The organism is Nocardia sp. CA-119907 (genome assembly GCF_050955995.1).
Lineage (GTDB): Bacteria > Actinomycetota > Actinomycetes > Mycobacteriales > Mycobacteriaceae > Nocardia.
The window spans coordinates 4210214-4229937 of record NZ_CP192091.1 but is presented as its reverse complement, the minus strand read 5'-3'; the positions used below and the strand labels follow the sequence as shown (position 1 = coordinate 4229937).

16 protein-coding genes are annotated in these 19724 nt (G+C 64.7%); 4 read left to right on the top strand and 12 right to left on the bottom strand.

The window, feature by feature from the left end:
* Positions 1-2: 2 nt before the first annotated feature.
* From ACQP2D_RS18460 to ACQP2D_RS18440, 5 genes are all read right to left on the bottom strand, one after another.
* Positions 3-2729: a molybdopterin-dependent oxidoreductase gene (locus ACQP2D_RS18460; protein ID WP_433684917.1), complete on the bottom strand. Its 2727-nt coding sequence runs from the start codon at positions 2727-2729 to the stop codon at positions 3-5.
* The gene (locus tag ACQP2D_RS18455; RefSeq protein WP_433684916.1) at positions 2726-3553 is read right to left on the bottom strand and encodes an FAD binding domain-containing protein; all 828 of its coding nucleotides are present in this window, start codon (positions 3551-3553) and stop codon (positions 2726-2728) included. Before ACQP2D_RS18455 ends, ACQP2D_RS18460 begins: the two co-directional genes overlap by 4 nt.
* Positions 3554-3707: 154 nt before the next feature.
* On the bottom strand, positions 3708-4724 hold the full coding sequence (locus ACQP2D_RS18450) for an alpha/beta hydrolase (RefSeq protein WP_433685695.1): 1017 nt from the start codon (positions 4722-4724) through the stop codon (positions 3708-3710).
* A 220-nt stretch (positions 4725-4944) separates the two neighbouring features.
* Positions 4945-5979 carry an NAD(P)H-dependent amine dehydrogenase family protein gene (locus tag ACQP2D_RS18445; protein ID WP_433685694.1) on the bottom strand — a complete coding sequence of 345 codons (1035 nt, stop codon included), beginning with the start codon at positions 5977-5979 and terminating at the stop codon, positions 4945-4947.
* A 78-nt stretch (positions 5980-6057) separates the two neighbouring features.
* On the bottom strand, positions 6058-7083 hold the full coding sequence (locus tag ACQP2D_RS18440) for a Rieske 2Fe-2S domain-containing protein (protein ID WP_433684915.1): 1026 nt from the start codon (positions 7081-7083) through the stop codon (positions 6058-6060).
* Between the two features lie 200 nt (positions 7084-7283).
* Between ACQP2D_RS18440 and ACQP2D_RS18435 the strand changes: the two genes are divergently transcribed.
* Positions 7284-7961, top strand: coding sequence for a TetR/AcrR family transcriptional regulator (locus tag ACQP2D_RS18435; protein WP_433684914.1), 678 nt, complete (start codon positions 7284-7286; stop codon positions 7959-7961).
* Positions 7962-8073: 112 nt separating this feature from the next.
* Here the strand turns inward: ACQP2D_RS18435 and ACQP2D_RS18430 are convergent, their stop codons facing one another.
* Entirely contained in the window at positions 8074-8718 is a 645-nt protein-coding gene (locus ACQP2D_RS18430) for a dihydrofolate reductase family protein (protein ID WP_433684913.1), read from the bottom strand.
* 15 nt (positions 8719-8733) lie between these two features.
* Between ACQP2D_RS18430 and ACQP2D_RS18425 the strand changes: the two genes are divergently transcribed.
* Together ACQP2D_RS18425 and ACQP2D_RS18420 are read left to right on the top strand one after the other, a co-directional pair.
* On the top strand, positions 8734-8997 hold the full coding sequence (locus ACQP2D_RS18425; RefSeq protein WP_433684912.1) for a hypothetical protein: 264 nt from the start codon (positions 8734-8736) through the stop codon (positions 8995-8997).
* Between the two features lie 219 nt (positions 8998-9216).
* Entirely contained in the window at positions 9217-10695 is a 1479-nt protein-coding gene (locus ACQP2D_RS18420; protein WP_433684910.1) for a dynamin family protein, read from the top strand.
* On the opposite strand, the gene ACQP2D_RS18415 is transcribed toward ACQP2D_RS18420, so the two are convergent.
* The 6 genes from ACQP2D_RS18415 to ACQP2D_RS18390 form a co-directional block, all read right to left on the bottom strand.
* Positions 10690-12129 (bottom strand): Hsp70 family protein, encoded by a 1440-nt coding sequence (locus ACQP2D_RS18415; protein ID WP_433684909.1) that lies wholly within the window; start codon positions 12127-12129, stop codon positions 10690-10692. The genes ACQP2D_RS18420 and ACQP2D_RS18415 overlap by 6 nt on opposite strands.
* Before the next feature lie 128 nt (positions 12130-12257).
* Positions 12258-14129 carry a dynamin family protein gene (locus ACQP2D_RS18410; RefSeq protein ID WP_433684908.1) on the bottom strand — a complete coding sequence of 624 codons (1872 nt, stop codon included), beginning with the start codon at positions 14127-14129 and terminating at the stop codon, positions 12258-12260.
* A 66-nt stretch (positions 14130-14195) separates the two neighbouring features.
* Positions 14196-14696: a hypothetical protein gene (locus ACQP2D_RS18405; RefSeq protein ID WP_433684907.1), complete on the bottom strand. Its 501-nt coding sequence runs from the start codon at positions 14694-14696 to the stop codon at positions 14196-14198.
* 512 nt (positions 14697-15208) lie between these two features.
* Entirely contained in the window at positions 15209-16114 is a 906-nt protein-coding gene (locus tag ACQP2D_RS18400) for a DUF4344 domain-containing metallopeptidase (RefSeq protein ID WP_433685693.1), read from the bottom strand.
* Between the two features lie 581 nt (positions 16115-16695).
* Complete coding sequence (locus ACQP2D_RS18395; RefSeq protein ID WP_433684905.1) at positions 16696-17469, bottom strand: DUF4344 domain-containing metallopeptidase; 774 nt, start codon at positions 17467-17469, stop codon at positions 16696-16698.
* A gap of 713 nt (positions 17470-18182) precedes the next feature.
* The gene (locus ACQP2D_RS18390) at positions 18183-18830 is read right to left on the bottom strand and encodes a SanA/YdcF family protein (RefSeq protein WP_433685692.1); all 648 of its coding nucleotides are present in this window, start codon (positions 18828-18830) and stop codon (positions 18183-18185) included.
* A 231-nt stretch (positions 18831-19061) separates the two neighbouring features.
* On the opposite strand from ACQP2D_RS18390, the gene ACQP2D_RS18385 reads away from it, so the two are divergent.
* The gene (locus tag ACQP2D_RS18385) at positions 19062-19706 is read left to right on the top strand and encodes a TetR/AcrR family transcriptional regulator (protein WP_433684904.1); all 645 of its coding nucleotides are present in this window, start codon (positions 19062-19064) and stop codon (positions 19704-19706) included.
* The last annotated feature ends 18 nt before the right edge of the window (positions 19707-19724 follow it).

Below are 19724 nucleotides of genomic sequence, written 5' to 3'. Positions count from 1 at the left end.
CCTCACGGATCGGCTCGCGTCGGAACCGGCGCGTTCGCGATGAGCCGCCGGTAGATGCGCTCGGGCGTCAGCGGCAGCGCGCGGTATCGGATCCCCGTCGCGTTCTCCAGCGCATTGGCCAGCGCGGGCGCCACCGGGTTGACGCAGCATTCCGCTATCCCTTTCGAGTGCATCGCCCCGACGGAATCGGCGGAGTCGACCGTCAATACTTCGGTACGGGGAATATCGGCGTAGGTCGGGATGCGGTAGTTGCGCAGATTCGGGTTGACCATGACACCGTTCGCGTCGACGTGGAAGTTCTCGGTCAGCGCGAAGCCGATGCCCTGTGCCACGCCACCCTCGATCTGGCCCCGCACCTGGGCCGGGTTGATGAGGACTCCGGCATCGGTGGCGTGCACGCTGTAGAGGATTCGGATCTCACCCGTCCCCTGGTGGACCGCGATCCGAAATCCGTGGGAGTTGAAGACGACGCTGCGCGGCGATCCGAATGCCTTGCGCGCCTCCGTCAATCGAATACCGCGCCGGTGTGCGACATCGATCAGCTCCGATAGCGATAAGTGGCGGTCGCCGCAGATGACCCCGGTATCGCCCAACGTGCACGAAGCGATATCGACACCCAAATGTGCGGCCGCCAGAAACAGGATGCGATCGCGCAGGGCGTCGGCTGCCCGCAGCACCGCGTTCCCGGCGACGAAGAGTCCGGCGCTGGCGAATGCGCCGGTATCGAAACCCGTTCGGTCGGTATCGGATTGCACCAGACGCACCCGTGCCGGAGTGGTGCCGAGCCGATCGGCCGCGATCTGCACGTGTGCGGTCGGGGTGCCCTCGCCGAATTCGACAGTGCCGATGGCGAGTTCGTAGCTGCCGTCGTCACCGAGGGTCAGCCAGGCCTCGGAGAGGTGGTCGGTCGGTGGCGCGGTCTCGTGCAGTGAACTGGCGGTGCCGATGCCGATGAGCCACCCGTCGCCCGGTGGCGGTTCGGCGGTATTGCGCCGCAGCGCGCCATCGACGAGATCGATACAGCGCGCGAGGCCCCCCTCTCCGAACATGACATCGTCCGGGCCATCGTCGAATGCCACGAGCGCGTCACCGGGGCGCACGATATTGCGTCGCCGCAGCTCGAGCGGATCCATATCGAGTGCGACCGCCAGCTCGTGCATGGCGGATTCCATCGCGAACGCGGGCTGGGTCATGCCGTAGCCGCGCAGCGCGCCGCTGGGCACGGTGTTCGTATAGACCGAATACGCGTCGAACTTCTTAATGGGGCAGCGGTAGATCGCGACGGCGGCTCCACCGGCGAACAGCGTTTCGCCGCCGTGGTTTCCGTAGGCGCCGGTATTCGAAACATTGCGGACCTGGATCGCGGTGAGCGTGCCGTCGGCGCGCGCGCCGAGTTTGACCGTCATCGACATCGGATGTCGCGGCGAGGCCGTCGTGAACTCCTCTTCGCGGGTGAACTCGAAACACACCGGCCGGCCGGTGTCCAATGCGGCGAGTGCGGCCAGATCCTCGGTGATGACCTCCTGTTTGCCGCCGAACGCGCCGCCGACCCGCCGACAGAACACGCGCAGCTGATCGGGACGCAGATCGAACAGATAGCCGAGCTTGCCCTTGGCGATGGACGGGGATTGGGAGCTGGTGCGAACGTGCAGGCGGCCGTCTTCGAGCCAGGCGATCGATCCGTGCGTCTCGAGATGCGCGTGCTGAACGCGCGGTGAGGAATACGTGCCCTCGTGGATCACATCGGCCTCGGCGAATCCCGCCTCGACATCACCGATATGCCCGTGGATCTCGAGCAGAATATTGTGCTCGGGATCCCGCACGAAGGGGTCGTGCGAGCCGTGCAGCTGGGGCGCGCCATCGGCCATCGCCGCTTCCGGATCGAAAACCGCGGGCAGCACGTCGTATTCGACGATCACCGCGCGACAACCCGCCTCCGCCGCCCCGACGGTATCGGCCACCACCGCGACTACCCGCTGACCGACGAAGCGCACCACATTGTCGAGGATGTAGGTGTCGCTGGGATCGACCAGGTGATCGGTGTGGATCGCGGTCGTGAACCGCTTGCGCGGCACGTCCTCCCAGGTGTACACGCGATGCACACCTGGAACCGCGAGTGCCGCGGCGGTATCGATCGAGGCGATGCGGGCATGGGCATGCGGCGAGCGCAGCACCTTCAGATGCAGCATGCCCTCGATCGCGGTATCCATGGTGAATTCGGCGCGACCGGTCACCACCTCGGTGCCGGCCGGAGCGCCGACGCTGGTGCCGATGACTCGACCAGGCTGTGCGACCTCGATCCCGACGACACCGTGCACCGCATCTTCGATCGCCCGGTAGCCGGTACAGCGGCAGAGGTTGCCCTTCAGCGCACGCGACAGATCTTGTTTCTGGGCAGCGGTGAGCGCCACGCTGGTCATGATCATGCCCGCGGTGCAGAAGCCGCACTGAAAGCCGGGAGCATCGCGGAACTGCCGCTGCATCGGATGCAAGTCCGTTGGCGAACCGAGACCCTCGATCGTTGTGACCACACGGCCTTCGGCGCGGAAGGCGGGCGTGATGCAACTGTGCACGGGCTGCCCGTCCAGCCACACCGTGCAGGCACCGCAATCGCCCGCATCGCACCCCTTTTTCACCCCGTGCATGCCGAGCGAGCGCAGGAATGTGCGCAGACATTGACCGGGATTCGGCTCGTCCTCGAAGGTGTCTCCGTTCACGGTGTACATCACGCGGGACCGCCTTCGGTGAGCTCGACGCGGATCTCCTCGGCGAAGTGCCTCGCCAGGTGGGCTCGGTGGTCGGGGGTGCCGTTCGGATCGCTGAACCACAGGTCATCGGGGAGGGCGTCGATCCGCTGCCGCAGGGACTCGGCGTCGGGCATCCCGTCGAACGCCAAGCGCACCGGACGGGTGGTGCCCGCGGTGATGGTGAGCAACAGGTCCGCTGTCCCCGGCGACCGGGTGGCGATCATGAACAGCGTCGAGCGGCCCAGTCGCGTCAGGGAGAAGCGCCGGTACGCGCAACGCTTGCGCAGCGCGGTGACCGGGATATCGACGCGCCGCAGGATCTCACCGGGTGCGAGAAGGTTGCGGTGGTCGCCGATGACGAAGTCGGCGGCATCGATCGTGCGCTCGGAACCATCGGCAGCCCACAGGGTGTATGTGGCTTCGAGCGCGACCGTCAGTGTGATCATCGGGCCCGCGGGCAGCGACATGCAGATATTGCCGCCCACCGTCGCCGCGTTCCATACCTTGAATGAGGACAGGAACGCCTCGCAGCAGGTGCTGAACAGCGCGCTCGCGGACCAGTCACTCGGCGGCGCAAAGCCATTCAGCTCGGCGATGGTGCATGTCGCGCCGATCTCGAGGCCGTCGGCACCGGGCACCAGGCTGTCCCAGCCGAGTGCGGTGAGATCGACCAGACGCCGCAGTTCCGGCTGCTCGGTCGAGAACAACCACGTTCCCCCGGCCAGCCATGCGTCGCCGTCGCGCCAGGCGGCGCCCGGTCGGTCGGGGGGTCGCCGAACGATATCGGTGATCGTATTGAGATCCATAGCGCCGCTCCTTCGGAGAAGGTGCCGTGCTGCCGATCGCCCGCCGAGTTCGCCGCGCCACGAATTCCCTATCGAGGGCATCGCCGTTCACGTACTCGGCTGACGTCAACGTACCCGACTCGACGACGAGCATGGCGCTGATCAGCCCATATGCCTACAATCCCAGTCCCTGTGCCAGCACCGGCCAGGATGCTTTCAGTTCATCACCCCAGTAGCCCCAGGAGTGGGTGCCGTACGGGCGCAGCTCAACGGTCGCGGGGATATCCAGATCCGCCAACCGGGTGGCCATATTGCGGGTGCACTGCTCCACCGCGGCCTCGATGATGCCGCCGACCAGGATCTGGTTCGCCAGCGCGGCTCCGCCTCCGACCAGATGCCGATCACCGGCCTTGTCGTAGGGGCCGGGCAGTCCGTTCCCACTCGACAGATACAGGCTGATGCCACGCAGACCCGCCGCATTCAGGTACGGATCGTTCGCGCCCCACATCGGATCCTCCGGTGGGCCGTACATGTTCGCGGCATCACCGCCGCCGTAGGCCACGGTGAGACGGACATAGGCTTGACCGACCGCATCGGCGATCTGCGCGCATCCGCTATAGGCCGCCACCGCCCGATACAGGCCGGGCTTCGCGATCGGCAATTGCAATACCGAGGTACCCGACATCGACACTCCCGCTATCGCATTGATCCCGTTGGTGCCGAGCGCGGCATCGATGAGCGGGGGCAATTCCTCGGTCAGATAGGTCTTCCATTTCACGACGCCCAGCCGAGGATCCGGCGCCCGCCAGTCCGCATAGTAGGACGCGGCGCCACCGACAGGCTGCACCACATTGACGTTCTTATCGTTCAACAAGTCGGTTGCGCTGGTCAGCCCATCCCACGACGCCTGTCCCTTCCCGCCGCTACCGCCGCTGAGCAGATACAGGACCGGACGCGGCGCGGAGGTATCGGCCGGGCGCTGTACCTCCACCGTGAATTCGCTGTTCATCGCCGCCGAGAAGACGGTGAGAACGAGATGCCGATCATCGATGACGCGGGTATTCACGATCCGTGAACCGCCGGGCGAGGTATGTGCCCCATCGGGCACACTGACGCCCGGCTCCGCCGCTCCGGATGGTGTGAACGGTGTCGATGACAGCGTCGTACCGAATACGCCCGCCGCTATCACCATTGCCGCACTGCGCAAAAACGAGCGGTATCGCACTCTGAGCCCTGCTTTTCCTGCGCCACTGCCGATATCGCACAGCGGCGGCCACTTTCCGACAACTGAATCCGTCGCGCGGCACGGCGATAACTCGTCGGCTGCGCGGCCGCGAGTCTCACACCCCCTGACCACTCCTTGACCAACAGGAGGTTGCGCGTTGTTGTCTACGAAAGGGCAGCTTCACCCTTCAGCGCGATTGCTGCTTGAAGCGGCCGCCGAATCCGCGCAGGGGAAGGTCGGCGCTGGTGAGTATGCCGGGCGGCGCGGCGACGACCGATCGGATCGCGTTGAGAGCGGGCAATCCGGTGACGGTCATCCCGATGGATGCGAACGCTGCCGGATCGGACAGGTCGGTACCGGGTTTGGGGAGGATCATGTGTTTGCTGTAGATGCTCGGGTCACCGGTGATCTTGGTGATGTAGCAGCCCTTCACATTCCACTTCGGGTCCGTATGTGGTGTCATCTGCCACTCGAGATGGGCCTCGACCTTGGGTTCGCCGTCCACGATGCCTTGGTATTTGATGTAGTTCGCGCCCAGCGAGCCTTTGGGCAGGACGTACCAGCCGAGATCCACGTCCCGGGTGCAGGAGCCGAGTTCGTAGCTGAAGGCGACATCGTCGAGTTCGAGTCCGAAGCAGTCGGCCATCAGGTACACCGAGTCGGCGAATACGCGGGTGAACTTTTCCAAGGACGCGGGAATGGTCGGGTCGTCGATCGGGCGGCCGTAGCCGACGGCGATCCAGGTCTCGGCCGAGTGATGGCAGGACACGTCGACGGATTCGATAACGGTGACATTCTCGATATCGGCGACATCGCAAGAGTGGGTGATCCCCAGTATCTGGCAGAGGCCGGGATTCATACCCGTTCCGTAGAAGGTGGAGCCGCCGCGCTCGCACGCCGCTCGCAGCACCTCGGTGACCTTCTTCCCCGAAGGGTGCGGGTGGTTCTGGTCGCGATGGTGGCCGGTGATCCAGTCCGCGGTGGTGACGACATTGATGCCCGCTTCGAGGACGCGTTCGTAGAGGGCCTCGTCGGGGAAGACGCCGTGGAAGGTCATGACATCCGGTGCGGCGGCGATGATGTCCTCGACCGAGCCGGTGGCGATCACTCCGCTCGGAGGCAGGCCAGCGATCTCACCCGCGTCGCGGCCGATCTTCTCCGGGGTGTAGCAGTGCAGTCCGACCAGTTCGAGATCAGGGTGGTTGCCGATGCGTTTGATCATCTCGGTGCCGACATTGCCGGTGGCGACCTGGAATACGCGAAGCTTGTCTCGGTTGTGCACGTCTGATGGGGCCTTCCGTCATCGTGGCGTCGGAGCGATCGCTGGCGCCATGCGGGTTCCGGTCGGGTCGGGGTAGAACTGGGCCGCCCACTGCCGCAGGACCTTGAATCCCTGGAATTCCTTCTGCGACAGGCCGGGCGGGTCGGAGTAGCGCTGGTGGGCCCAAATGTGGATGTCGGCTTCGAACTGCTCGATGACGGCCCGAGCCAGCTGCTGGGCCTTGGCCGCCGCATCGGGGCGTTCGTTGCCGTGCGGGCGTCCGATCCATACCGAGAAGCGGACGTCGGAGGTTTCGTCGTCAACGGGTGTGACCGCCGAGAGCGTGCGGTTGTCGATCATCCCCCAGCTCTTGGTGACCGCCGCGCCCAGCCCGGCATTGATGGCGTGCACGCCGCTCTTGATCTCCTCGGCCACCGTCGAGTTGTCGAAGGCGATCGTGAAATCCACATACGACACCGGCTCGGCGAAGTCCTGGCGGGTGAACGTCGGGGTGATCGGAACCTTGTGGACGTACTTGAAATGGGCGAAGTCCACTCCGTTTTCCATGATGTATTGGGGGTGCAGTTCCAGCCGCTGCCGATACAGCGTGGACTGCGGGTAGGCCGGGAAGTAGTCGGCGGCGCTCAGCCCGTCGTCGAATCCGGTGAAGACGTCGGGCACCTCGAAGTAGGGACGCCGCTCATGGACGTCATGCCAGATCCAGATGGACTCGTTGCGCTCCACGACCGGGTAGCTGCGAATGCGTCTGCCCTTGTTCGGGTGTGTCTCGTACGGGACGCAGACATTGCGGCCCTCCTGATTCCATTCCCAACCGTGGAACGGGCACACGATGCGATCCCCTTCGACGCGCCCGCCGAAGCCTAGGTGCGCACCGAGATGTTCGCAGTAGGCGTCCATGACCGCGACCCGGCCGTCTGCCGAACGCCACGCGATCATCTCGCGGCCGAAGTACTTCATCCGGTGCACGGCACCGACACCGACCTCGGCCGACCACGCGACCTGGAACCAGCCCGTCGGCCGCATCGATAAGGGCGGTTTCGCCATCGCGGCAGTCCTCTCATCCGTCTTGGGCGGAGGACCCTTATCGTAGAAGTATCTTTGAAACTATACAAGAGGGTTCTGTCAAACTGGAAAAGGTCCTGCCCCAAAGGCTTTGCGGGACTCAGCACGCGGTCAGGCGGTGGCACGAACGCCTATTGCCCCGACAGCAGGAGACGGAAGGCGTGATGTCTAGGATTCGCACAATGACCGAGGCGGGTACAACGGGCAGGCGGAGCAACAAGCGGGGCATCGCCACCCGCGAGAGCATGCTCGAAGCCGCACTCGTGGCACTGGCCACCGGAGATCCGGGTGCGGCATCGGGCAATCGAATCGCCAAGGAAATCGGCGCCACCTGGGGTGTGGTGAAGTACCAATTCGGCGATATCGATGGACTGTGGGCAGCGGTGCTGCACCGCACCGCCGAGCGCCGCGGTGACCTGCCCGTGCGGGTCGACCCGACCGCCTCCTTGCGTGAGCGCGTCGCGGGCATTATCGAACTGATGTACACGGGGCTGACCTCGACCGATTCCCGCGCCATCGAGACACTGCGCGCGGCATTACCCCGCGACCACGCCGAACTCGAACGGCTCTACCCGCGCACCGCCGCGGAACTCGCCTCCTGGCAGCCGCTCTGGCACGACGCCTGCCAGAAGGCGTTCGCCGACTTGGACATCGACCCCGCGCGCGTGCGCGAAATGGCGGCACTCATCCCTGGCGCGATGCGCGGGCTGGTGTCCGAGAAACAACTGGGCACCTATTCCGACCTCGCCGAAGCCCGCCGCGGGCTCATCAACGCCATCGTCGCCTACCTCGAACACTCCCGGCCAGCCACGAAGCGATCCACCAGGCCGCCGAAGAGTCCTGACTCACAGAAACATTGACCGAATGGCCACGCGCTCGTAGCGTCGCCTCGTCAGCAGGCCGGGGATCGGTCGGTTCGGTTCACCGCCGCGCCGCACCCGACCGATGCGCGGCCCACCCATAAAGTCGCTGTCACTTTCTCCAGAAGAAGTGATGCACCACCCCGCTCGGGCTCGGGATCCGCTCCAGATGGAAACGGTCGACGAGTTCGTCGGGACTCGTCCAGAGTCGTTCGCCGCGACCGAGTTCGGCCGACGAGACGGCGATATGCATCGTGTCGATCAGGTCGGCCTCGAGGAACTCCCGGACCGTCGCGACCCCGCCGCCGATCCGCACGTCCTTCCCTTCGGCGGCTTCGAATGCCTGCGCCAGTGCGTCCTTGGGAGACGCATCGAGGAAGTGGAACGTGGTGTCGCCCAGCGTGAACGCGGGCCGCACGTGATGGGTGAGGACGAACACCGGCGTATGGAACGGAGGTTCATCCCCCCACCATCCCTGCCAGTCGTAGTTCTCCCATGGCCCCCGCTGCGGACCGAATTTGTTGCGCCCCATGATCTCCGCGCCGATGTTGTTGTGGAAGTCGCGAGTGCAATAGTCGTCGAGACCGTAGCTTCCCCCGGGGTCGGTCCGGTTCGGCCAGTGCGCGGTGGCGCCCGCCCACGAGAAAAGCGCACTCGGATCGGCGTGGCCGAACGGGCGCTCGAAGCTCTGCCTCTCCCCGGAACCGTATCCATCGCTGGACACATTGAAGTTCTGAACGCGGACCAACTGTGTCATCGGAACCCTTTCTGGTTGCAATCTGCAATCAGCATCCAACTCGTCCCGGTCATGGCCCAGCTGGGCGCCTGGGGCGCATCCTGGTTGGACACAACGCCGGAACTGACCGTGCGCGCCGAACTGCTGGCCGCCGGCGGTCCCCCGCTCTGGGAGCGATTCATGGCCGAACTGCGCGCCACCCACCTGGCCGGAGCGTCGATACCTACCGATGGAGTGCTCGCGGAACTGACCGCCGCCTATCACGAAGCAGCTGCCGAGCGCGGCCTCGAAGCCGAATAGGTCCGCGGAACTTCCGGGCCGATGGGCGATTCGTCGCCCCCGTCAGCTCACCGATCGCAATCAACCTGGCACGATCAACCGGCTCGCTACCGACGGGCAACTCGCCAAAGGCAGCATAGGCCTGCGTCGCGGATTCCGCGGCGCAATGATATTCGGTATGGACACAACCCTGCTGGGCGACGTTTCGACGCAGCTGGAACAGTTGATCCGGGCGCCGATATGAGCGCGCCGATCGCCAAGGTGGACAGAATCCTCGAGGCAGCGCACCGCGTCTACTTCGGTAACCGCGCGGTCACCGATCGGCTCGAAGCGGGTGCGCAACGACTGCGCGAACCGCTGCGGATAGCGTTGGCCGGGGCCGTCAAAGCGGGAAAGTCGACCCTGCTCAACGCGCTCGTCGGCCAAGACATCGCGCCGACCGACGCCACCGAATGCACTCGCGTCGTCACGTGGTACCGACACGGCGCTACGCCCGCGGTCACCGCCCGGCTCGCGGATGGCCGGTCGGCGAATGTTCCGGTCCAGCGAGCCGAAGGCGGTCTGACATTCGACCTGGGCAGCCTTTCGGCGGACCGGGTCGAGCAAATAGATGTGGACTGGCCCGTAGGTCGCCTGGCGCGCACCACGATCATCGACACACCCGGGACCACCTCGCTGTCGACCGAGGTGTCGGCGCGCACGCTGCGGCTGCTGACTCCGGACACCGGATCCGCCGGAGCCGATGGGGTGGTCTATCTGTTCCGTTCGCTCGACGATTCCGACCTCGCACTGATTCGTCAGATCGGTGCGCATGTCGGCGGCAGCGCCGGTCCGCTCGGCATTGTCGGCGTGGTGTCGCGGGCCGACGAACTCGGTGCGGGCCGCCCGGACGCCATGCATTCGGCCCGCGCGGCGGCCAAAGACTTCACGCGTGAGCTGGAGCTGACGGGGCTCTGTCAGGCGGCCGTGCCGGTCGCGGGTCTGCTCGCCTTCGCCGCGAAGACGCTTCGACAGAGCGAGTTCGTGGCCCTGCGCCAGCTCGCGCAGGTCGCACCGGCAGATCTGGAATTGGCCATGCTCTCGGCGGATCGATTCCAGCGAGCCGATCAGCTGCCGATCGATACCTCGACACGACAGCATCTCGTCAGACGTTTGGGGCTGTTCGGAATTCGTATGACACTGAGTCGATTGCGGGCCGGAACCGGCGATTCGCCGACGCTGGCCGAAGAACTGATCGCGCGCAGCGGCATCGGTGAACTCGAGCGGGTGATCGATATTCAATTCGGTCAGCGTGCGGACGAATTAAAGGCGCATACCGCTCTGCTGATGCTGATGCAGATATTCGATACCTATCCGGCCCCGTCGACCGCACCGCTTATCCGAGAAGTCGCGACGCTACTCGCGAATATGCACGGCTTCCATGAACTCCGGCTGCTCAGCCGACTCCGCTCCACCAAGACGGCGCTGTCCGAAGACGAACTCACCGACCTCCAGCGCGTAATCGGCGGTCAGGGGACAGGACCGGCCGAACGTCTCGGAATCGAGCCGTTCGCGATCGCGGGCGTCGGCCAAGACGTCGCATTGGCGGAAATCAGCCGATGGCGATCCCGTGCCGAACATCCGCTCGCGGATCAGTTCACGGCCAGTGCTTGTCTGGTGGCGGCACGCAGTGCCGAAGGTGTCCTCAGCGAGTTGCGGCACAACTCCGGTCAGCTATGAAACACGCCTGGTGGGGTACGGGATCGGGGTGGCGGACGGTGTCGGTGGAACCGAAACCTGTTCGCTCACTGCGGGCTTCGGCTCCGGCTTCGGGTCGGGTTGCGTCAGGGTGTTCGGCATGACGATCGCAACAACTCCGACAATCGCCGCGGCAATGGCGACTATCACCGCCGCGCCGAGCAGTGCTCGCTTGCGCCGACTGCCGACCTTTTCGCCACCTCCGCCGCCCTGCACAGACACCGACTTCGGGGCAACGACCAACGGCGGCTCGCTCTCGACCATGCCTGCGTAAGGATCCGGTTCCGGCGCTTCCGGTGCAGTAGTCGGTTCCGGTTCCGGCACGGACTGCGGCGGCGCCGATTCGGCGGCGCTCACCGAGGAAGACGCAATCAGAGCGGCGCCGTGCGCCGAGGTGAGGGCGGAATCGGTTTCTCCGATTACCGGCACATGGAACTCCGCGGACAATACCTCGGCGACCAGCGGGGTCGCTGCCGCACCACCGGCGAGCACCACTGCTCGCACATCACCAACATCGATATCGTTGGCGCGCAAAGCTTCTCGGATAAGTCCGGTCGAACCGACGACGGGCTCCCTGATCAACTCCTCTAGTTCGGAACGGACGATGCGCACCTCGTGACGGACACTTCCCAGTTCCACCTCGACCACCGCGACAGTCTCCGCGGAGAGCGTCTCCTTGGCCTGTCGGCAGCGCAGACGCAATTCGCTCAGCGGCGCAACCAATGCGGGATCCCCGAGATCGATATCGCCGAGTTCCCCATCCAGTCCACTGAGCACGTGCCGAAAGATCGCGTAGTCGATAGACGAACCACCGAATTCCGCGCTTCGAACGGTTGTGCCGATCCGCTCGGTGCCGCGGGCCAGCGAGATGCTGAGGCCATTGCCGCCGAGGTCGTACACCACAACGGTGCTGTCCGGTGGCAGGCCACGTGTCTCGTCGACTCGGGCGAGAATCGATCCGACCTCGTCCACGAGGTGCACACCCGTCATATCCATCCGATCGAGCGCCTCGCGCAACGCCTGCCGGTCGTGCGACTTCCAGTGGCTGGGATAAGTCGCCGCGATCGCGGGTGCCCCGGTGAACGCACCGGCCGAATACCGTGTCAGGTAGTGGACCGCGCCGGCGACCAGATCTTCCGGCCGATGGGCGGACCCGTCAGCGGCGATGAGGTCGATCGGATCACCGACGCGGTCGACGAACCCGGTGATCGCAAGTCCCGACTGCATCGGACGGGCGCCGCTGCCGAGGCGAGCGAGTGTCGGCGCTGTGCCCGGCGTCATGATCAACGTCGCTTGGTGCTGGGTCGTCTCGAGCCGCGGGGCACACCGTCCGGAACCCCCGGCCCGTGCCTCCGCCGCCACGGCAGCGGCAGCGAAACCGGTTGTGCCGATCTTGATGCCAAGACTTCCGGACATGTACTCCCTCTCGGTTGGTTGCTCTTACCTGCGCATATCAATCTCGTCCACGGCCGGATCGCGGGCCAGCTCCCCAAGTGCTGAGGCGGACCCCCGAAGGGGGTGGGGTTCATTCACCCAAGGTGAAGTTACGGCTGCGTTCGTGCGGCACTGGCCAGTTGACCGGCGCCGCTCGCCTGCGCGGTCTGCAACCTGCCGACGCTGTCGCGAACCCGGGCCAGCACGGCCAACTTCTTCTCGACCTCGGCGGCACGCTTTTCCCGCGCGGCGACCTCCAGGTTGGCAGCCTCCTGCGCCGCCTTCATCGAACCCTGCAGCGACGCCAACGCCTGATCGGCAGCTTCCCTGAAGTGATCGCGCAGCTCGCGCTGCACATTCCGGAGGCGGTCGCGGGAGAGCTTGTGCACCTGGAAGGAGACGTCGTCGAGGTACTTTCGCAGCGTGATCTGGGCTTCGTTGCGGCGGCGTGCGAGTCGTCCAGCCCGGTCCTGCTGATAGGCCTTCACACCGAGCGCGACACCGGCTCCGATCGTGATCGGATTCATCAGCGCCGCGCCGAGCATGGTCGCGCCCATGCCGATCATCATCGCGCCGCTGTAACCACCGCGCACCGCAGTCAAGCCCTTGTCCGCAAACGAATTCTTCGCATCTCTCAGCTCGCCGACCTGCAGTTCGGGATCGATGAGGTCGCCCTCGCAAATGGCATTGAGCGCTGGAAGATCAATGCGCGCGCCGTCATCGGCGAACGACGCCGCCACCCGCTCGGCCAGCGCCTGGGCGGACCGGAACGCCTCGACGAAATTATCGCCGACCGCGCCGCTCACCTGTTCCTGCACCCACCCGGTCAGCACCGGCCATTTCTTGTCCGGATCGCCGTCCGCCAATTCGGATTCGATGTACTTGCCGATGCTGCGCAGCCGTTCCCGAAGGTCATACTCGATTGCGGAATTGAGGTCCGTGACACCGTCGTTCAGCACATGCTGCCAGGACTTCGCCGACTTGATCCGCGCGTTCGATATTTCCTTCTCGGCCTTCAGCTCCTCGGCCATGCGCTGGTGGAAGGTCGGGTCACGCAACGCATTCAGTTCCGCTTCGAACGGCACTGTCAGGTGCTGCGCTACCGACTCGAGATCGCACGCCATGCGTACCCGCCGCTTGGTTCCGATATCTGCGAGGACCTCGCAGCGGAGAAACCGAAACAGCTCGGGATAGCCGGATTCGGCGTTGAGTTCCTTGTCATTGAGGCGCAGCGCGTGGCTGCGCAGCGTCGACGACATCGGAATGATCCGACAGTCCACCCCGGCATTCGCGAGATGGCGCCGGTCGGCGTCCGCGATCCGGCGCCATTCGGGGTAGAGGTCGATTTTGGTCAATGCGATGACGGCCGTGGGGCTCAGGCCGATCACCTGCTGCACGAACCGGAATTCGGGTTCGGTGAACTCTTGGCTGGCATCGCCGACGATGACAACGGCGTCGGCCTGCGCCACCTCGTTCAGTACGCGCGCCGCGTGCCGCTGGCCGGTGCCGCCGACACCGGGAGTGTCGACCAGGGCCAGACCGGTAGCAAGAGCCGCGACATCCACGCCGATCTCCGCGCGTGCCACCTGGCGGCCTTGTGCGCGTGGCGAATTCGCCAGGTCCGACTGCAATTCGTCGAGTGGCAATGGAACTGTTTCGAAACCCGCGGACTTTTCGATGACCAACCTCGCGGCCGGTTCGGCCGCCTGCCGGACCACCGTGACCACCGAGGTGGCCCGGCGATCACCGACCGCACAGACCTCCTTGCCCAGCAGGGCGTTGATCAGCTGGCTCTTACCCTGCTGGCGCAACCCGACAAAGACGACCCGGACGGAATTGTCGGCGGACCGGCGCCGCACGGCATCGAGGGTGCCGAATAGGTCATGCCGGTCCGCCGACCGGGCGAGCCGAGTCAGCGGATCGAGCAAGGCCGTAACGACGCCGACCGTGCTGCGGCCGTTCTCGGCAGCTGGCTTGTTCACCTGGTGCTGTCCTCCGATCGGCAGGCCCGAAGGACCTGCCTGTCGGTTGGTTGATCTGTCCTGCGCTCAGAAGGCGTCGAAAGCATCAGCGACGGCATCGCCGAAATCGGCCGCCGCGTCTCCGATGGCCTCGCCCGCATCATCGAATTCGCTACCGAAGCTCCCGTCCCACTGGGTCGCGTCACCGCTCGCCGCGTCGTCCCAGTTGACGTCATAGTCGGCCCAGTTGACGTCATAGCTGTCGTCGAATTCGCCGAAGACGTCGTCAGTCATGTCGCATGTCGACTGATCCACCGGCTCCCCTGTCGTCAAATCCACCGGCTCCCCCGGCGTCAAATCCACCGGCTCCCCTGGCGTCAAATCCACCGGCTCCCCTGGCGTCAAATCCGCCGGCTCTCCCGGCGTCAAATCCGCCGGCTCTCCCGGCGTCAAATCCACCGGCTCCCCCGGCGTCAAATCCACCAGTGCCTGCGGCGTCTGATCGACCGGCATGTTGTCGGAGGCGAAAATATCGCCCAGCTGATTCATGGCGTCGCGGAAACCAGGGTCCTGGTCCAGCTGATTCATCGTTTGCCTTCCATGGGTGTCTGTCGCTGAATGGTGATGAAGGAATCCGCGTCGGGACTTCCAAATATCACTGGCTCGTGATCCATGGTCTGGGCTTATGGCAGCCGAAAATAGGCACCCGAGGGGGAGGAAAGCTCACACCCTCGGTGATCGGTATCCGCCCCCTCCGGGTTGTGACGCAGGAGCGTTTCCGGAGCAGATTCAGTGCGAAAATAGCGGTGGATACGAGCAGATCCACCGCGGTCACCAAGCTGTTCGTCCCCTCGAGGCACCAGCGGCCATCGCCCGGTTTCGGCGAATTATCGACAAGCGATTACAACGAAGTCGGCGCTGTCTGAACGGCCGGAGACGCCGCTGAGCCGACGGCGGGGGGCGCCACCGGCGACCTCATAAAAGAATGGCGCCGCCACCCCGCCCGCCTGTCGTTGGGCGGACGGCGTCGCGAGGCCGGTGTTATCGGTGAATCAGATTCTGCGCTGGAATGCGTCGAGCACCTGCCGCGATGATTCGTGCTACCGCGTAGGGGTGGTTGTGGTCGAAGGCGTCGCATGCGCGCTGGTGCTGCTGCTGCCACTGGCGGGAATGCCGAGTTCGACCTTGATATAGGGCTTCAGAAGGGTCTCCCACGACGCCCGCATTTTGGTGTATTCGTCGGGACACCCGGCGGCACGCTGATAAGGCAGGCGCCCCTTTTCCTCCGGCTGACCCGGTTGTGCCACAAGCACCGAGAGCTTGTCGGGTACGGCACCGTAATCCCAGCACAACAGGTTGTAGGCACGTACCTGGGAGAGCGAGTGCTCATCGGCGAAGGTACGGGCATTGAGGGCCGCCGGGTTGTCGGAGATGTCGAACCAGAAGTCCGCCGCCGCGGCCACGCCAGCAGCGTCGCCGTAGCCGGGCTTGGTCAACTGCAGCAGGGCGCCGAGCTGGTCTGCCGAATCCTCCTCGCGACCTGTTGTGGGCAGCGAATAAATATTGATCGCCATGTGTGCGGACTCGTGGAAGGTGATCATGCGCGTTACGCCGTCGAAGTACAAGTTGTAGTAGTCGGGACGTCCCTCGGACTGCGCCTTCGCATAGCTGTCGGCGACTCCGAACATCTCGTAACAGAGGACGATCGACTGCTTCGTCGGGTCCCAGAAGGCGTTGAAATCACCGCATTCCGTGCCGACGACAGGAATATCCTTGGGCAGCTTGTATACCGACCCCAGCGCCTCGGCGATTTCCTCGATGACCTTGTTGTCCTGAGTGACCTGCTTGCCGGTCTTGGCCAGATCGGACATCATCGCACGGTCGTACTTGACCACGAACTTTCCGGTGTCGGCGACCTGGCTCGTCGTCGCAACGCTGGTCGTCCCCGATGACGCCGGTTTCTCATCCTTATTCGACGAACATGCTGCGGTCGCCGCCGCCAGCATGGCCACCGCACCAGCCCATCGACACCACCTGGGAACCATGGCAATCCGCCTCTCCAAACCGCAGGACCCCACCACTGCATGATTGCTAGATGGTAGCAATCGCGTGCGCGAAGCATGGCGGGTTTCTCTTACGCTCGCGACATCGTCTTGATCGCCGCAGCGACCACCATGACCGGCGATTGCTAGCCATAGCCGAATAGATGGCTCTGAACAGCCATGAATCGGCATCCAACAGCTCGAGAAGCGCCGATTTGAACGAGTAGCTGATAGTTGACACGCTCGCCTCGATGGACGGGCACAATGTTGCCACCCTGTAGCTAAACGGCCGCACACCAACCGAACAGGACAGCACCGCGCACCGCGACCAGCTCCCGGCGGCAGCCTGTCCGGCGCAGCGAGATGGCCGTCGCTGCTGGCGACGGTCGCTGCGCCGCAACCGCTTTCGTCGACGGACTATTTGTCACCTCGGCCGGTCGGAGTCGTGTTCGACCCAAATATGCACGGCAGGAGGAACTTCGGCGATCGTGTTGTCGGTGAACCGGGCAGGACCTGCGCCGGAATGGACCGCTCCGACGATTCTGCTACCGCGTCGGAGTGGTCGTCGTATAAGGGGTCGCATGGGCGGAGGTAGTCGCGGTAGCGGTGGCGGGGAGACCGAGGTTGATCTTGATATAGGGCTTCAGCAGGGTCTCCCACGAGGCTCGCATTCTGTTGTATTCGTCGGGACACGCGGCGGCACGCTGAGGCGGCAGGAGCCCGGTTTCCTCCTGCTGGCCCGGTTGTTGCACCAGAGCCGCGAGTCGGTCGGGCGCGGCACCGTATAGCCAGCACTCCAGGTTGTAGGCGCGTACCTGAGAAAGCGAATGCTCATCGGCGAAGGAACGCGCATCGAGGCTTGCCGGATCGTCGGAGACATCGAACCAGAAGTCCGCAGCCGCGCCCAACCCACCGAGGCCGCCGACGCCGGGGGCGGTCAACAGGATCAGGGCGCCGAGTTGGTCTGCAGCGTCCTCCTCGCGTCCCGTCGTGGGCAGCGAATACAGGCTGATCGCCATGTGTGCGGACTCATGGAGGGTGATCATGCGCGTTACGCCGTCGAAGTACACGTTGAAGAACTCGGTACTGTTCCCCGACCGCCCCTTGGCATATTTCTCGGCGATTCCGAACATCTCGTAACAGAGGACGATCGCCTGCTGCTTCGGGTCCCAGTAAGCGTTGAATTCACCGCATTCTTTGCCGACGACCGGAATATCCTTGGGCACCTTGTACACATTCCCCAGAGCCTCGGCAAGGTCGTCGATGACCTTGTTGTCCTGGGCGATCTTCTTGCCGTCCTTGGCCAGGTCGGAAGCCATCGCACGGTCGTACCTGACCAAGAACTTTCCGGTGTCCGACACCTGGCTCGTCGTCACGGCGCTGGTCCACGCCTGTGACGCCGGTTTCTCATCCTTACTCGAGGAACATGCCACGGTTGCCGCAGCCAGCATGGCCACCGCCCCAGCCCATCGACACCACCTGGGAACCATTGCAATCCGCCTCTCCAACCGCGGGGCCCCACCACTGGATGATTGCTAGATGGTAGCAATCGGACGCATCCGATAGGGCGGGTTCCCCTACCGTCGCAACATCATCTTGGCCAACATTTCGACAGCGCTGACCGATGATCGCTGGTCATGACCGAGGAAATGGCCCTGAACAGCCATGAACCGGCCTCCAGTAGCTGGAGAAGCACCGCCCTGGACGAGAATGGCGACGTCGAATTCCCGCAGTTGGTCGTCGACGGGTCGGCTTCAGCGGAACAGACGCGATGTTGCCAACATGTAACTATTGAGTCAGTCGCCCACCCCTGGTCGTCGTGGCACGTATCGACGGGCGTACACCGCCCGGCACGCGTCGTCGGAGGCCTGCGACACCGATCGTTCGCAACCAACTCGGTCGCGGCCTACCCGGCGAGCGACGTGGCCAGTCGGTGCTTGCGACAGTCGGTGTGCCGCAAAGGCTTTCGTCGACAATCGCTGAGGTTCGTCGTCAATTCTCGGTCGGAGATTCAGGGTAGCGGCGCAATCGGCTACTGGGGTATGGCGTTGATGGCGTCGCGGACTGTGGATTCTTGATTGCCGAGGAATTTCGGGGATGGGTGTGTGAGCATGTCGAATGCGGCCTTGGTGGCGGCTAGTTGGTCGCGGAGCCAGCACTTGTTGTAGGTGAGGTTGTGGGGTTGGGTGTCGTCGCCGATTCCGGTGGCGTCGATGCCTGCGTCGCGGCACAGGGCGATGGTGCGGGGGAGACTGAAGTCCTGGGTGACGACGATGGCCTGTCGGACGCCGAAGATCTCGTGGGCGCGGGCGCAGGATTCGTAGGTGCTGAATCCGGCGTAGTCGAGTGCGATTTTGTTGGCGGGCACGCCTTTGCTCACGAGATAGCTACGCATGGCGGTGGGTTCGTCGTAGGTCGGGCGGCCGTTGTCGCCGGTGAGCAGCAGTGCCCTGACCTTCCCGGTTTCCAGTAGCCTGCGGCCGAGGTCGAGTCGGGCCGCGAGATATGGGGAGGGCTGACCGCTCGCGTAGACCTGCGCGCCGGGAATCAACGCCACCTCCGCGGCGGGAACGGTGTCGAGCGAGTATGCATAATCGCTGGCCGCGTACCGAATCCAGATGATCGAGCTCAGGCCGATGATGGTGGCCAGTGCGGCGGCCACCGCCGCGATCCGGAGCATTGTGCGCACGCGAAGCCAGGATCGGATCCTCCCCCGACTTCGTGCCATGAAATCACGAAATCCCATTCCACCGAGTTTGCCAGATTGCGCTGACACGTTGCGAGCCGCCGAACGTCCACTGTGTGACGCCGGGGCTGTCGCGCAGGACGTCTCACCGACCGGCACACTCGACCACTCAATTCGGGCAGGTTTGGTTGTCATGCGATGTGTTCAGCTGCCAACATCGTCGGGGTGGCTGATTTGGGGTCTGCGGTGAAGCGCAATGGTCGCAAGGGTTCTTATCATTTCGGGGATCTGCGTAGCGCTCTTGTGCGGGCCGCGGTCGAACTGGCGGGGCGCGGTGGGCCATCAGCGGTGACCGTGCGGGCGGCCGCGCGGCGCGTGGGGGTTACACCGACCGCGGCCTATCGGCATTTCACCAATCATGGGCAGCTATTGCGTGTGGCCAAGGAGCAGGCGCAGCGCAGCCTTTTCGGAGCCATGTCGGCGGCACTGGCCACGCTCGAGCCGGGGACGCACGGAGTCACCCGGCTCAACGCCGCCGGGCGCGGATACATCGCATTCGCGATGAGCGAGCCGGGGCTGTTCCGAACTGCCTTCTGCGACACCGCCGATGACGAAGAGCGCGACTCACCTGCCTTCGACCTGCTGTCGGAGTTGCTCGACGAGCTGGTCGAGGTCGGGTTCACCGATCCGACGCATCGGCCGAATGCCGAAATGGCCGCGTGGTCCACCGTGCACGGCCTGGCGTCGCTGGTGCTCGACCGGGCCGGCATCGACGCGATCACGCGCGAGCAGACGATCACCGATACCTTGGCTGCCATCGAACGCTGCTTCGCTACCGGCCCCAACGCCACCGCCTACCACAGCCGATAATCCCCGGCCGCCGGATTC